This window comes from Octadecabacter arcticus 238 (assembly GCF_000155735.2).
In the GTDB taxonomy this organism is placed as follows: Bacteria; Pseudomonadota; Alphaproteobacteria; order Rhodobacterales; family Rhodobacteraceae; genus Octadecabacter; species Octadecabacter arcticus.
Window position 1 is genome coordinate 38,106 of sequence record NC_020908.1, and the last position, 15,583, is coordinate 53,688.

Sequence of the window (15,583 nt, forward strand, 5' to 3'; positions counted from 1 at the left end):
CACCTCGCGGCATACTCAAACACTGAAAATACTGCAATAGGCAAAGGCACATCGCCTGCAGGGCCAAGCACAGTGGGCCTTTTTGTGCCGCAGAGCGCGTTATCCAAGTCAGGGAGGAGGCCACCTATCAGAGGTAGGGCTTCGCTCGATTGGGGACTGATCGCTTCAGACCTGACCGATCTTGAAGCCCCGCGACAGATGATTGCGCATCGCAAAGAGCAGCACGGCACCCGGCACCATTGACGCGACAGTGACGGCCATAACCAACCCGATGTCGGTCTGAAATCCGAACAGCGCATTGATTGCCATGCTAATCGGCTTGCCGTTTGTGGTTGTAAGAATCCGTGCAAAGACCACCTCAACCCAAGAGAACATGAAACAGAAGAATGCCGTGACTGCGATGCCTGGTGCGATCTGGGGTAGTAAAAATTTCCAGATAAAGCGTGGACGAGAATATCCGTCCAGAAATGCGGCTTCGTCCATTTCTTTCGGGATGGCGGAAATGAATCCCTGCAAAATCCAGATCGCAATCGGGAGATTGAACAGGCAATGGGCCAGCGCGATTCCAAAGACGGAGTTCACGATCCCAACGGCAGAAAACAGCTGAAAGATTGGTAGGGTCAGCACAACAGGGGGTGTGATCCGAAACGCGATAAAGGCAAGGAACAGGTGTTTGTCACCCAGAAACGACATGCGAGAGAACGCGTAGGCCGCGGGGATCGCCACCGGCACTGTGATGCAGATGTTGATCAGGACATAGGCAATCGAATTGACAAAAGCGGATCGCAAGTTGGGATCGATCATGATGGTGCTGTAGTTGCCCCATGTGAAACTGCCCACGTTCGCATCCGGTTTCGCCAATGTGACCACAAAGCTGAGCAGCGTCATTTGTATAAGCGGCAGGAAGATGAACAGCACGAAACCTAGTAGCCCGATAATCTTAAGCGCGGGTAGGTATTTGTTCATGACGATTGTCCACCGTCTAGCTTGCCTTGGGCTTTGGTGAACATCCATGCCACGCTCAAAACAATCAAGAAATAAAGGACCGACCGAGCCGCCGAAGGGCCATAGTTGAAGGCTTTAATGTCCTCACCCAGATCAACGGCAAGAAACATTGTGGCATTGTGGGGGCCGCCCGCGTTGATCGGAAACGCCTCGGTGTAGATCATGAACGAATCCATAAATCGTAGAAGAATTGCCATCAACAGAACATGATATAGCTTTGGCAGTTGGATGTGTCTAAACACCTGCAATGGGCTGGCTCCGTCAATCGCGGCGGCTTGATAGTACGACGGGGGAATTGTTGTGAGTGCACTGTAGCACAAGATCACAACAAGGCTGGACCAGTGCCACACGTCCATCGCGATGATGACCAACCAAGTTAAAGAAATGGAAAGTTTCCAGTCAGATGACCATCCGATGTAGGTCATGGCGCGACCTAGAATTCCCGTGTCGGGGTTCAGCAGGCTCAGCCAAAGGGACGGGATCATGTTCCAAGGCACCAGCAGTGGCAGGGCAACGACGGCGAGCGCGATGCCAATCCAGAACTTGCGTCTCGGAATACAAAGCGCAATCGCAATGCCGAGAGGTATCTGAATCACGAGAACCAAAACCGAGAACAACGTGCTGCGTCCAAAGCTTGCCCAGAAGCGGCCAGAACTGATGATGCCACCATACCATTCCAAACCCACCCAAAATCGGGACTCCAGGATGAAGATATCAAAGAATGAATAATTGATGACAGTGATAAGTGGGATCAGCCCGACAAAGCCAAGAATGAGCACGGCGGTCAAGACGAATACCCAGCCGGAGTTGTTTTGATCCTTCATGTCACGGCACTCACAAACGGCTTCAGGTCGTCACCACTTTGGTTCCCCAGCTGACGCAATTGCTTGCCAGCTCATCGGCCAAAGGGCGGTCCGTAAACAATTGATCGACGTCTTTGAGTGAACAAATCGTAAGCGGGGCTTTGCGCTGAAACTTGATGTGATCGGCGACGATAAGAACGTTGCGTGACCGACCAATGGCCGTTGTGCTGACGATGATTTCTTGCCCGTCAAAATCAAGAAGATCCCCATCCGCATCAATGGCCGAACAACCCAGAATTGAGAAGTCGAATTTGAACTGCTTCACCATCTCGACGGTCAGGACACCGACTACACCGCTGTCGGACCGCCGCAATTCGCCGCCCGCCAGAATAATTTTGCAAGTCGGACTGGCCGTCAATATTTGCGCGATGTTCAAATTGTTGGTGACGACCAGTAAATTTTCGTGATCAATTAATTCGCGTGCGACGGCTTCGGTGCTTGTGCCGATGTTCATGAACACCGACGCGCCGTCCGGAATAGACTGGGCGCATTGGACACCTATCGATTTTTTGCCGACCTCGTTGAGGCGGCGACGTTCTTCATAAATGATGTTCACAACACCGGATGGCACGACCGCCCCACCGTGAACCCGATCTAGTTGCCCGGCCTCTGCCAGGTCCGACAGGTCCCGCCTGATTGTTTGAACTGTGACGCCGTAATGCGCTGAAAGATCGTCGACCATGACTTTGCCGTCTTGGCGCGCCAGTTCGAGAATCTCTTGTTGCCTGAAATTTGAGACCATTCCCTACTCCTTAGCGTCACGCTTCGAGCCGCCAAACAACGTTGTCATGTAGGGGCTGCATTGCGCCCAACAGTCAATACTCCGCTCGAATCGTCAATAGCCATGACCCTCCCCGCCTGCAAAACTACGAAGATAGAAATAAATCGAAGCTAATGCGCATGTTAACCTGCAATTTTGGCCAATAACGAACGCAAACGAACATTCGCTCTTGCAACTACGACAAAACTTGCGCAACTTCACGCAACGTCGCGAGCTGGGAGGCTGCGACACCAAATGAATGCGGGGAGGCGTCATTGGATCAGCATGACAGCCAAGATATTGTCGACCTTTTTGTCATCGGTGGTGGCATCAATGGATGCGGTATCGCGCGTGATGCCGTGGGCCGTGGGCTGACGGTTGAGCTGGCTGAAATGAATGATCTGGCCTCTGCAACCTCGTCTGCGTCAACCAAACTGTTCCACGGTGGTTTGCGCTACCTCGAGTATTGGGAGATCGGCCTCGTCCGCAGCGCCTTGATCGAACGTGAAGTCTTGTTGCAGGCAATGCCGCATATCTCTTGGCCGATGCGCTTTGTGCTCCCGTATCACAAAGACATGCGATTTGAGGGCGACACCCCGACCTCAAAAGTGCTGCGCGTTCTGATGCCATGGATGAAGGGGCGCCGCCCTGCATGGCTCATTCGGTTCGGGCTATTTCTGTATGACAATCTGGGTGGCCGCAAAATCCTCAAGGGAACAACCTCGCTCAAATTGGCGGAGACGCCCGAAGGTGCACCCCTGCGAGACCGATTTGAGCGAGCATACGAATATTCCGATTGCTGGATCGAAGACAGTCGATTGGTGGTTTTGAATGCACGCGATGCCGAGGCGCGTGGCGCACGGATAAGCGTTAGGACCAAGGTCATCTCGGCCGAGCAAGTTGAAGGACTTTGGCAGATTACGCTTGAGCCCCAAGACGACGGCGCGCGCCGTGTGGTCAAGGCACGCATGCTGGTCAATGCAGGCGGCCCTTGGGTCGAAGATGTTATCCGTAATACTGTTCGGATCAATTCAACCGAAGGCATCCGGTTGGTGCGCGGCAGTCACATCGTGACGCGCAAACTTTATGATCACGATAAGTGCTATTTCTTCCAAGGCGAAGACGGTCGGATCATTTTCACCATCCCCTACGAGACCGACTTTACGCTGATCGGGACCACGGACGCCGAGCATGATGATGTGTCTCAAAAACCTGTCTGTACACCCGAAGAACAGACCTACCTCGTTGAATTTGCATCCAAGTATTTGAAAAAACCTGTAACGACAGATGATATAATTTGGACCTATTCTGGTGTGCGTCCGCTGTATGATGACGGGGCGACATCGGCAACGGCCGCAACGCGAGACTATGTGCTGAAAGTAAACGAAACCGCTGGCGCGCCGATACTGAATGTCTTCGGCGGTAAGATTACGACATACCGCAAACTCGCCGAAGCTGCGTTGGAGAAAATCGTGCCTTTCTTTCCGCGGGCGGGAAAGCCGTGGACTGCTGGCGTCGCGATGCCGGGTGGGGATTTTCCGGTTGATGGTGTCGCGGCGCTAAAGGCGCGGTTGGCAGCGCAATATCCATTTTTGACGGCCCGGTGGACTGACCGGATGATCAAGGCTTATGGTTTGGACGCGTTTGACGTTCTTGGGGACGCAAAAACCGAACCAGATATGGGCCAGAACTTTGGCTCCAATCTGACCGAACGTGAAGTCGTTTGGTTGATTGAAAACGAATTTGTACACACCGCCGAGGATGTGGTTTGGCGTCGATCTAAACTCGGGCTTCGCATGACTGTGCAAGAAATTGAGTTGCTGGACAAATGGTTGGCAGCACGCCTGTTGACCGACCGCAGCGACACGCAGTCTGGCCTGCGCAAAGGGAGAAACTAATGTCACTCATTCTTGAAGGCGTGTCCAAGTCCGTAAACGGCCAGCCGCATATCCACGCCACTGACCTTGAACTGCGCAGCGGAACTATGAACGTCCTGCTTGGTCCAACATCGTCGGGCAAAACGTCGCTGATGCGCCTGATGGCCGGCCTTGATGCGCCCAACACAGGTAAAGTCATTTGGGACGGGAAAGACGTTACAGGCATGCGCGTTCAGGACCGGGGCGTTGCAATGGTGTACCAGCAATTCATCAACTACCCCTCAATGACGGTGTACGAAAATATCGCCAGCCCAATGCGCCTTTTGAGAAAATCAAAAGACCAGATCGATTCCGCCGTCAAAAAGGCCGCGGAGTTGATGAAACTGGCGCCCGAGCTTCTGACGCGCAAACCGTTGGAATTGTCAGGCGGCCAGCAGCAGCGCTGCGCGTTGGCGCGCGCGCTTGTCAAAGAAGCGGGCCTCGTCTTGTTGGACGAACCTTTGGCGAACCTTGATTACAAGTTGCGCGAAGAACTACGCGCCGAGATCCCGAAAATCTTTGAAGAGGCCGGATCGATCTTTGTCTATGCCACGACAGAACCCGAAGAGGCGCTGCTGCTAGGCGGCAACACGGCCACGATGTGGGAAGGCAGGATCACCCAATTCGGGGAGACGCCGGTTGTGTATCGTCAACCCGTTAACGCCACCACCGCGCGTGTGTTTTCTGATCCGCCGATGAATTTCCTGAAGGTCCGCGTGTCTGGTGATCGCCTGCACTTTGGCGATGGACAAAGCGCACCTGCATCCGATGCTTTCGCGGGGCTGGCGGAAGGCAATTACCTTGCGGGGTTCCGACCGAACCATTTGGAAATGGCGAAAAAGGGGCCAAGCGCCTTGGAATTCAGCACCAAACTGCAAGTCACCGAAATCACCGGGTCCGAAACGTTTATCCATTTGGATCATCAAGGGGACAGCTGGGTTGGTCTGATCCACGGCGTTAAAGTCTTGGAGATCGGCGCAATGATGGACGTCTTCCTCGATCCGAAACACGTCTACATCTTTGCAGAAGACGGCACCTCCGTCGCGCCTGCATCCTACGCAACAGCAGCCTGAGGGAACACAAAAATGGCAAAAATTACCCTCGAAAATCTGGCGCATTCATATCTTCCAAACCCGACGCGTGAAGAAGATTACGCGCTGAAATCGATGGACCATGATTGGGTTGACGGCGAGGCTTATGCGCTTCTTGGATCGTCCGGCTGTGGCAAGTCCACACTTTTGAACATCATTTCTGGCCTGCTGCATCCCAGTCAGGGGCGCATCCTGTTCAACGACAAAGATGTGACCATGGCACCGACGACGCAGCGCAACATCGCGCAGGTTTTCCAGTTCCCCGTGGTTTATGACACGATGACCGTACGCGACAATCTGGCCTTTCCGCTGCGCAATCGCGGCTCTGATCCGGCCTACATCCAAGAACGGGTCCAGCAGATCGCGGCGATGATCGGTATGGAAGCTACGCTTGATCGCAAGGCCCGTGGATTGACCGCAGACGCCAAGCAAAAGATTTCGCTGGGGCGCGGTATGGTGCGTGAAGACGTGAACGCGCTTTTGTTTGACGAACCGCTCACAGTGATCGACCCTCACATGAAGTGGGAATTGCGCACGCAGCTCAAATCCTTGCATCACGAATTCGGCCACACCATGATCTACGTGACCCACGACCAAACTGAGGCGCTGACATTCGCGGACAAAGTCGTCGTCATGTACGACGGTCGCGTCGTGCAAATGGGCACCCCGCAGCAGCTTTTTGAGACGCCTGAACATACGTTTGTCGGCTATTTTATCGGCTCACCCGGAATGAACGTGCTGGAGGCGAAGGTGTCCGGTGACAAGGCGGTCATCGCAGGCACAGAGATTTCTCTGGGTCAAGGCTTCGGGACACCAACCGGCAAAGTCGAATTGGGCGTTCGCCCGGAATTCGTAACGCTTCAGTCCGGAGATGAAGGATTGCCCGTGACAATTAAGCGGGTCGAGGATGTAGGGCGTCACAAGATCGTGCGCGCAGATTTCCAAGGGAATGAGATCAACATCATTGCCGCCGAAGGTGAGAACATTTCGCCAGAGATGAACCGCGTCGTCTTCGATACGGCGGGCATTAATATCTATTCCGACAGTTGGCGCGTCGCGCCCAAGGCGGCCTGATATGACCCTGACCTTGAACCCGCCAACACTCAATTCGTACAGAGGACCGCGCCATGAATAAGACAGTCAACCAGAAGGCATGGTTTCTCATTCTACCCGTGCTTTTGCTCGTCGCATTTTCCGCTGTAATCCCGCTCATGACGGTCGTCAATTACTCGGTTCAGGACACATTCGGCAGAAACGAGTTCTTTTGGGCTGGCCTTGAGTGGTTCGAACAGATGCTGGCATCAGAGCGGATGTGGAACGCCCTTGGGCGCCAGATCGCCTTTACGTCAATCATTTTGGCGATCCAGATACCGCTTGGTGTCTTTGTGGCGCTGAACATGCCGAAAAAGGGGTTCTGGGCGTCGTTCTGTCTGGTCCTGATGTCCCTGCCGCTGCTTATTCCGTGGAACGTCGTTGGGACGATTTGGCAGATTTTCGGGCGCGTTGATATTGGCCTTCTTGGCTACACGCTCAATGCGATCGGCATCGATTATAACTATACCCAAGATTTCTATGCGGCGTGGATCACTGTCGTCATGATGGATGTGTGGCATTGGACATCGCTGGTGGCGCTGTTGGCTTATGCCGGACTGCAATCCATCCCCGACGCTTATTATCAGGCAGCCAAAATCGATCAGGCTGGCCGCTGGAAAGTGTTCCGCTTTATTGAATTGCCCAAGATTATGGGCGTGTTGATGATCGCGATCCTGCTTCGGTTTATGGACAGCTTTATGATCTACACAGAACCCTTCGTCGTGACAGGTGGCGGCCCCGGTAACTCGACGACGTTCTTGTCGATTGATCTGGTCAAAATGGCGCTTGGACAGTTCGACCTTGGCCCCGCTGCTGCCTTCTCGATCATGTACTATCTCGTGATCCTGCTGGTATCGTATGTGTTTTACACTGTGATGACGAACCTCGACAAAAGGGATGGCCACTGATGTCTGATCTTACACATACATCTGCAAAACGCGGCTTAAGACTGCCAAAGATCAATGGCAGCGCTGTCGTCATGGGTTTGTATCTTCTGTTCTTGTTGTTGCCGATCTATTGGCTGCTGATCATGAGCCTGAAGACTAATTCGGAGATATTGAACACCTTCACCCTGTGGCCCGAAGATCTGACATTTGACAATTATCTGACGATCCTGACGGATTCGTCTTGGTATATGGGCTACGTCAATTCGATGATTTACGTTGTCATGAACATGGTTATTTCACTCGCCGTCGCCCTTCCGGCAGCCTATGCGTTCAGCCGGTATTCATTCCTTGGTGACAAGCATTTGTTCTTCTGGCTGCTAACCAACCGGATGGCCCCACCCGCAGTCTTTGCACTGCCATTTTTCCAGCTTTATAGCTCGATAGGTTTGTTTGATACGCATATTGCCGTCGCCCTGGCCCACGCGCTGTTTAACGTGCCTCTGGCGGTGTGGATTCTCGAAGGGTTCATGCGCGGAGTCCCAAAGGAAATTGACGAAACAGCCTACATCGACGGCTACTCGTTCCCGCGGTTCTTCGTTCAGATCTTCACGCCGCTTGTTGCCTCTGGGATTGGTGTGACTGCGTTCTTCTTGTTCATGTTCTCATGGGTTGAACTGCTTCTCAGCCGCACCTTGACCAGTGTTGACGCAAAGCCGATCGCAGCAACAATGACCCGAACAGTTGGTGCTGACGGCATCGATTGGGGGGTGTTGGCAGCCGCTGGCATGCTCACGATCTTACCCGGTGCGTTGGTGATCTACTTTGTCCGCAATTACATCGCCAAGGGCTTCGCCCTAGGTCGAGTTTAAGAAACGAAAGAGGAGGAATTTCAATGGACTGGATGGCTTGGACCTTACCGACTGCCACTTTTTTCGTGATCATTGCGGCCACGCTCGTCACCTTTACGGTGCTGGCAATCAAATTTCCGGAGGTGCCGCGCATCGGCATACTTCGGATCGAAACAACGCGGGGTGACAGATTGTTCATCACGTTGCTGGGCTCTGCCTTTCTTAATTTGGCTTGGCTCGGGTTGTTCAGCGCCCCTCAATGGGGGGCACTGATCGTGTGTCTCTTTTATGCCATAGCGGTTTTCCGCTGGGTCTAGTGAAAGAGGTAACGGGTTATCTGGTCTGCAAGAACCAGACGACTCATATTGTTCTCAAATAGGGAGGAACAAGATATGAACTTGCGACTTAAAGGAACGACAGCGTTAAGCCTTGCCGTTTGCATGCTTGCCGCACCGGCGTTCGCCGACATGGAGGCCGCACAGGCATTCCTTGACGCCGAAATCGGCGAACTGTCCACGCTATCCCGCGCGGATCAGGAAGCCGAAATGCAGTGGTTCATCGACGCTGCACAGCCATACGCAGGTATGGAAATCAATGTGGTATCCGAGACAATCGGTACCCACGAATACGAATCCAACGTTCTGGCACCAGCGTTCTTTGCCATCACTGGTATTCAGGTCACACATGACCTGATCGGCGAAGGCGACGTCGTTGAAAAGCTGCAAACACAAATGCAGACAGGCGAAAACATCTATGACGCCTATATCAACGACAGTGACCTGATCGGTACGCACTGGCGCTATCAGCAGGCGCGTAACCTGACCGACTGGATGGCTGGCGAAGGCGCTGCCGTGACCAACCCAAACCTGAACCTTGAAGACTTCATTGGTCTTTCGTTCACGACCGGTCCCGATGGCAAAATCTACCAATTGCCTGACCAGCAGTTCGCGAACCTCTATTGGTTCCGCTATGACTGGTTCAATGACGACGTCAACAAAGCCGACTTCTTGGCTGAATACGGCTATGATCTGGGCGTTCCAGTCAACTGGTCTGCCTATGAAGACATCGCTGCATTCTTTACAGGCCGCGATCTGTCCCGTTTGGGCGTTGAAGGCGACGTTTATGGCAACATGGACTACGGTAAACGTGATCCATCCTTGGGCTGGCGCTACACAGATGCGTGGTTGTCCATGGCTGGTGCCGGCGATATCGGTGAGCCAAATGGCCTGCCTGTCGATGAATGGGGTATCCGCGTTAACGAAAACTCACAGCCGGTTGGTTCGTGTGTTGCGCGTGGTGGTGCCACCAACGGTCCAGCTGCTGTCTATGCGATCACCAAGGCGATCGAATGGCTGGAACTCTACTCTCCACCTGCCGCAGCTGGCATGACATTCTCTGAAGCAGGCCCAATTCCTGCACAGGGTAACGTCGCACAGCAGATGTTCTGGTATACCGCGTTTACCGCAGCATCCGTTGAACCTGGTCTGCCAGTGATGAACGAAGATGGCACGCCAAAGTGGCGCATGGCACCTTCGCCACACGGCGCATACTGGACCGAAGGCACCAAGATTGGCTACCAAGACGCCGGTTCCTGGACGCTGATGAAATCTACGCCAGTTGATCGTGCACAGGCTGCTTGGCTTTACGCCCAGTTCGTTACGTCCCTGACTGTGGACGTGGCCAAAAGCCATGTTGGTCTAACATTCATTCGTGAATCAACGATCCAGCACGAAAGCTTCACTGAACGCGCACCGCGTCTTGGTGGTCTGATCGAGTTCTACCGCTCACCAGCCCGCCTTCAGTGGTCACCAACGGGCACAAACGTGCCTGACTACCCTAAGCTGGCGCAGCTGTGGTGGCAGAACATCGGCGACGCTATGTCCGGTGCGAAAACTCCACAAGAGGCTCTCGATGGGCTTTGTGCGGATCAAGAGGCCGTTATGGCACGCATTGAGCGTTCCGGCGTCCAAGGTGACATTGGCCCGCTTTTGAACGAAGAAAGCGATCCAGAGTTCTGGCTGTCACAGCCAGGTTCACCAAAGCCGCGTCTTGAAAACGAAGACGAGACTCCGGTAACGATCTCCTATGACGAGCTGATCCAGTCTTGGCAGCAGTAACCTGATTTTGGGGCCATTAATTTGGCCCCAAATACCTATCCTTTTACACAACTCCTAAAGACCGCATTGGACCTCGTCCGTTCGGTAAAATCAGCGGTCGTTTCTCGTGGCGGCCGCTTTTTTTCGTCCAAAAATATTGAGGACTTTTCATGAGCTATGTTCTTGCAATCGACCAAGGCACAACATCGACACGTTCAATTTTGTTTGACGGTGAAATGACACCCGTTGCCCGTGCCCAAGAAGAGTTCCCGCAACATTTCCCCCAGTCTGGCTGGGTTGAACACGACCCGATAGATTTATGGACCACAACCGTCGCCACCTGCCGCACAGCGATTGAACAGGCGGGCATATCCCCGTCGCAAGTTGCCGCGATCGGGATTACAAACCAACGCGAAACGGTCATCGTCTGGGACCGCATAACCGGCGCACCCATTCACAACGCGATCGTCTGGCAAGACCGACGCACCGCCGATCAATGTCGCGCCTTGCGTGACAGTGGTCATGAACAAATGATAACCGATCGCACAGGTCTTTTGGTTGACCCGTATTTTTCAGGCACCAAGCTGCGATGGATTCTCGATCACGTTGACGGCGCCCGCGAACGCGCCACAAACGGCGATCTGTTGTTCGGGACCGTCGACAGCTATCTGATCTGGAACCTGACTGGCGGCGCAGTTCACGCCACAGACGCAACCAACGCTGCGCGCACGATGCTCTATGACATCCGCAAGGGCGGCTGGAGCAGCACGATCTGCAAACTGCTCGACATCCCGATGCAAATGCTGCCCGACGTCAAAGACTGCGCCGCTGATTTTGGCCGGGCGCGGTCTGATATACTTGGGGCTGAAATTCCAATCTTCGGTGTCGCGGGGGACCAGCAGGCGGCGACGCTCGGGCAGGCGTGTTTTAAACCGGGAATGTTGAAGTCAACTTATGGAACAGGGTGCTTTGCGCTGTTGAATACTGGTGAGACGCCCGTTGTGTCCAAGAACAGATTATTGACAACGATTGCCTATCAGTTGGGCGGAAATCCAACCTATGCGCTTGAAGGTTCGATTTTTGTCGCGGGGGCTGCAGTGCAGTGGCTGCGCGATGGATTGCAGATCATCGATGATGCTGCACAGACGCAGGCCTTGGCCGAAGCAGCTGACCCGCATCAGGACGTCATTCTTGTCCCTGCGTTTGTCGGGTTTGGCGCACCGTATTGGAACCCTGACAGTCGGGGTGCTGCGTTTGGCCTAACCCGCGCCACGGGCCCGGCCGAAATGGCCAAAGCGGCACTTGAAAGCGTGGGCTACCAGACGCGCGATCTGCTGGATGCGATGTCGGCTGACTGGCAGGCGACAGGCGTGCAATCGACCCTGCGGGTCGACGGTGGCATGTCTGCCAGCAATTGGGCGATGCAGTTTTTGTCCGATATTATCGCCGCACCCGTGGACAGACCGGTCATTCAGGAAACAACGGCGCTTGGTGTGGCGTGGCTCGCGGGAATGTACGCCGGACTTTACCCGGATCAAGATGAGTTTGCTGCATCTTGGGTCCGTGAAACCCAGTTTACACCGACGATGGATCCAAACCTACGCGCGGCAAAGTACGAATCTTGGCAAAAGGCTGTTCAAGCCACATTGAGTTTTTGAGGAATCCGAATGACCGATACAACGACGTTGCGCCGCTATTTAACCAAAGGCGATCTGGACCCGAACCTGATCTTTCTGCTTGAAGACATTGCAAGTGCCTGCCGATCGATTGCGAACCTCGTCCGCAACGGCGCGTTTGAGGGCAATCTTGGCTCCGCAAACGCGATAAACGTTCAGGGTGAGACGCAAAAGACGCTCGATATTCTGGCCAACGATGAATTTGAACGGATTTGCTCAAACAGCCCGCGCCTTGCGGCCCTTGTGTCCGAAGAAGTCGAAGAAGTCACATGGTTGAAAGAGCCCGAAGAGGGCGATTACCTGCTCTACTTCGATCCCTTGGATGGCTCGTCAAATCTGGATGTAAATCTTTCAGTGGGATCGATTTTTGCGATCATGCAAGTGCAGGCGGATGGTGATCGCAATGTCCTGCACGACGGCCAACGCCAAGTCTGCGCCGGTTACGCGCTTTATGGCCCGTCGACGATCCTTGTCTTGACTGATGGGTCCGAGGTTGCCGGTTTCACCTGTCATCAGGGCACTGGCGACTTTCGGTTGACCCACCCCGATATGAAAGTCCCAAGCGAGACATCAGAGTTCGCGATCAACACATCGCGCCACCGCTATTGGGACGCCCCCGTTCGCCGCTATGTTGATGAGTGCGTCGCGGGGGAGGAGGGCGCGCGCCAGCGCGCGTTCAACATGCGCTGGACCGCATCAATGGTGGCCGAAATTCACCGCATCCTGACGCGCGGTGGTGTGTTTTTGTATCCAGCCGACAGCAACAACCGCGATGCTGGCGGCAAACTTCGCTTGATGTATGAGGCCAATCCGATGGCGATGATCATCGAACGCGCCGGAGGCGCTGCATCGACCGGCTTTGGCCCGATTATGGATATCCAGCCAAGCGGGCCGCATCAGCGCGTTCCGGTCATTCTTGGCTCGCGATCCGAAGTTGAACGACTTGTCGAATATCACACAGAAGCAGACTCTCCTGAACACTAGGAATACTCCAATGGCACTCGTCTCCCTTCGTCAACTCCTCGATCACGCTGCAGACAGTACTTATGCGCTGCCTGCGTTTAACGTGAACAACATGGAACAGATGTTGGCAATTATGGCCGCCGCAGACGCGACGGACAGTCCGGTTATTATGCAGGCCAGTCGCGGTGCGCGCGCGTTCGCAAACGATATCGTGCTGTCCCATCTGATTCGCGCAGCGATCAAACTCTATCCCCATATTCCCGTTTGCATGCACCAGGATCATGGAAATTCACCAGCAACGTGCATGTCCGCAATCACCAATGGCTTTTCATCAGTCATGATGGACGGGTCATTGTTGGCCGATGGAAAAACACCGTCTGACTTTGCCTATAACGTCGCGGTGACAGCCAAGGTCACCGAAATGGCGCATCTTGTCGGTGTGTCTGTCGAAGGCGAACTTGGCTATTTGGGGTCCCTTGAAACCGGCAAGGGTGAGGTTGAGGACGGACATGTGTTTGACGGCACACTGGACCGCGCATCGCTGGTGACAGATCCGCAAGAAGCGGCTGAATTTGTTCGCTTTACCCGCGTGGATGCACTGGCCGTCGCAATCAGCACCTCCCACGGAGCCTACAAATTCTCGCGCAAGCCGGACGGCGAGATTCTGGCGATGGACGCGCTAAAAGACATCCATGCACGGATTCCGGACACCCATCTGGTCATGCATGGGTCGTCGTCCGTTCCACAGGACCTACAGGATAAAATAAATGCCTATGGCGGGGAAATCGCGCCGACGTGGGGCGTTCCCGTCGAAGAGATCGAGAGCGGGATCAAGCATGGCGTGCGCAAGGTAAACATCGATACCGACCTGCGCATGGCGCTCACAGGTGCGATCCGCAAAGTCTTTGCCGAAAGCCCAGGCGAGTTCGATCCAAGGAAGTATCTGGCGCCGGGCGTCGATGCTATGTCGGCTGTGTGCCGCGATCGTTTTGAACGCTTCGGTGCCGCTGGGATGGCTGGCAAGATCAAGCCTGTCCCGTTGGCACAGATGGCCAGTCGTTATGAAAGCGCAAATTTTGCGCGCGCCAGCTAGGATTTTCAGGATGTTTTCATTTATTAGCCCACAGACCATGCATTTTGGACGGGGCCAAAGCCAGCAGACAGCGGCATTGGCTGCAGCATATGGAAAGACCGTTCTCTTGGTCCACGGGTCCGACGTTACGCGGGCACAATGGCTCATTGAGGGGTGCAGTAATGCGGGCTTGGCGGTAAAAACGGTAAGCTGTGGGAACGAACCAAGCCTGCCAGATATTGAACAAGCGCTATTGCAACTCAACGGGACGCGTCCTGACGTGGTGATTGCGCTGGGCGGTGGGTCCGTCATTGATCTTGCCAAAGGACTTGCAGCCCTGATTCCATGCGCGGGCAAGCCCTTGGATTACCTCGAAGTGGTCGGCTGTGGACGGCCGCTGGACCACCCGCCGATCCCTGTCATCGCGCTGCCCACGACAGCAGGCACGGGGGCTGAAGTGACCAAAAATGCGGTTATCTCAGTGCCGGAACGGGGCCTGAAAGTCAGCCTGCGTGATCCACGCATGGTGCCACAAATCGCGATTATCGACGCAAGTCTTATGGAAGGCGCGCCAAGACATGTTGCCCTCGCGGCTGGATTGGATGCAATTACTCAAGTGATTGAACCCTACCTAACGGTCAAATCAAACCCGATGACGGACGCCCTGTGTCGTGATGCGATTCCGGCGGGTCTTAGCGTCTTGCGCGATTTGGTGGAAGATGATGCGCCGCACGCGTGGGATAGCATGGCTTGGGTCAGTACCTGCGGTGGTTTGGCTTTGGCGAATGCGGGGCTTGGCGCGGTTCATGGTTTTGCCGGTGTGATTGGTGGCAGAACCAATGCGTCCCACGGGGAGATATGTGGTGCGCTTCTTCCTGCCGTTCTGGAATCGCATCTGCGCAAAGCGCAGGACGGGACCGAACTCCATGCGCGGCTTCAGTGGATATTGCATAAGGTGGACACCTGTTTCGCGCATAAAGGAAACGGCGACGGCATTTCCGAGTTGCGCCGCTGGTCCAAAGAAATGGGGTTGCGCGGGTTGGACGACATGGGTGTGTCATCGCTTGACTATCCAGAGATTGCAGCGGCATCCGCCAACGCGTCGTCCATGAAAGGCAATCCATTCCATCTGTCGCAAGAAGACCTCCTGCAAATCTTGCACGCCGCAAAATAGGAACATCAGCCGATCAGACAGCCTATCGACGTCTTGATCGTGCGGATGATCCGAAAGTGGCGGATGTGGAATTGAAAACACCAGTGACACTTGAAAAGTGGAAAAATTTAAGCAGATTGGCTTGTGATTTGACCGCAGGC

Annotated in this window: 14 protein-coding genes; 11 read left to right on the forward strand and 3 right to left on the reverse strand. The window is 54.4% G+C overall.

Going from position 1 to position 15,583, the window contains the following annotated elements; all coding sequences use genetic code 11:
• Window positions 1–165: 165 nt before the first annotated feature.
• From OA238_RS00170 to OA238_RS00180, 3 genes are read right to left on the reverse strand one after another with little or no spacing between them, the layout of a single operon-like run.
• Window positions 166–966, reverse strand: a complete 801-nt coding sequence (locus OA238_RS00170; RefSeq protein ID WP_015493551.1) for a carbohydrate ABC transporter permease — start codon at window positions 964–966, stop codon at window positions 166–168.
• Complete coding sequence (locus tag OA238_RS00175; protein ID WP_015493552.1) at window positions 963–1,829, reverse strand: carbohydrate ABC transporter permease; 867 nt, start codon at window positions 1,827–1,829, stop codon at window positions 963–965. Before OA238_RS00175 ends, OA238_RS00170 begins: the two co-directional genes overlap by 4 nt.
• 22 nt (window positions 1,830–1,851) lie before the next feature.
• Window positions 1,852–2,610, reverse strand: a complete 759-nt coding sequence (locus tag OA238_RS00180) for a DeoR/GlpR family DNA-binding transcription regulator (protein ID WP_015493553.1) — start codon at window positions 2,608–2,610, stop codon at window positions 1,852–1,854.
• 293 nt (window positions 2,611–2,903) lie between these two features.
• On the opposite strand from OA238_RS00180, the gene glpD reads away from it, so the two are divergent.
• From glpD to OA238_RS00235, 11 genes are all read left to right on the forward strand, one after another.
• The gene (gene glpD / locus OA238_RS00185; RefSeq protein ID WP_015493554.1) at window positions 2,904–4,526 is read left to right on the forward strand and encodes a glycerol-3-phosphate dehydrogenase; all 1,623 of its coding nucleotides are present in this window, start codon (window positions 2,904–2,906) and stop codon (window positions 4,524–4,526) included.
• Complete coding sequence (locus tag OA238_RS00190) at window positions 4,526–5,617, forward strand: ABC transporter ATP-binding protein (RefSeq protein ID WP_015493555.1); 1,092 nt, start codon at window positions 4,526–4,528, stop codon at window positions 5,615–5,617. The genes glpD and OA238_RS00190 overlap by 1 nt, the downstream gene beginning before the upstream one ends.
• Before the next feature lie 12 nt (window positions 5,618–5,629).
• Window positions 5,630–6,709 (forward strand): ABC transporter ATP-binding protein, encoded by a 1,080-nt coding sequence (locus OA238_RS00195; RefSeq protein ID WP_015493556.1) that lies wholly within the window; start codon window positions 5,630–5,632, stop codon window positions 6,707–6,709.
• 53 nt (window positions 6,710–6,762) lie between these two features.
• Window positions 6,763–7,635 (forward strand): carbohydrate ABC transporter permease, encoded by an 873-nt coding sequence (locus OA238_RS00200; RefSeq protein ID WP_015493557.1) that lies wholly within the window; start codon window positions 6,763–6,765, stop codon window positions 7,633–7,635.
• On the forward strand, window positions 7,635–8,483 hold the full coding sequence (locus tag OA238_RS00205) for a carbohydrate ABC transporter permease (RefSeq protein ID WP_015493558.1): 849 nt from the start codon (window positions 7,635–7,637) through the stop codon (window positions 8,481–8,483). Before OA238_RS00200 ends, OA238_RS00205 begins: the two co-directional genes overlap by 1 nt.
• Before the next feature lie 23 nt (window positions 8,484–8,506).
• A complete protein-coding gene (locus OA238_RS00210) occupies window positions 8,507–8,779 on the forward strand; it encodes a DUF2160 domain-containing protein (protein WP_044035992.1) in 273 nt (90 codons plus the stop codon).
• Between the two features lie 75 nt (window positions 8,780–8,854).
• Window positions 8,855–10,579 (forward strand): ABC transporter substrate-binding protein, encoded by a 1,725-nt coding sequence (locus OA238_RS00215; protein ID WP_015493559.1) that lies wholly within the window; start codon window positions 8,855–8,857, stop codon window positions 10,577–10,579.
• 149 nt (window positions 10,580–10,728) lie between these two features.
• On the forward strand, window positions 10,729–12,216 hold the full coding sequence (gene glpK, locus OA238_RS00220; protein WP_015493560.1) for a glycerol kinase GlpK: 1,488 nt from the start codon (window positions 10,729–10,731) through the stop codon (window positions 12,214–12,216).
• A 9-nt stretch (window positions 12,217–12,225) separates the two neighbouring features.
• A complete protein-coding gene (locus tag OA238_RS00225; protein WP_015493561.1) occupies window positions 12,226–13,218 on the forward strand; it encodes a class 1 fructose-bisphosphatase in 993 nt (330 codons plus the stop codon).
• A 10-nt stretch (window positions 13,219–13,228) separates the two neighbouring features.
• Window positions 13,229–14,290: a class II fructose-bisphosphate aldolase gene (gene fba, locus OA238_RS00230; RefSeq protein ID WP_015493562.1), complete on the forward strand. Its 1,062-nt coding sequence runs from the start codon at window positions 13,229–13,231 to the stop codon at window positions 14,288–14,290.
• Window positions 14,291–14,300: 10 nt separating this feature from the next.
• Entirely contained in the window at window positions 14,301–15,443 is a 1,143-nt protein-coding gene (locus OA238_RS00235; protein WP_015493563.1) for an iron-containing alcohol dehydrogenase, read from the forward strand.
• Window positions 15,444–15,583: the final 140 nt, after the last annotated feature.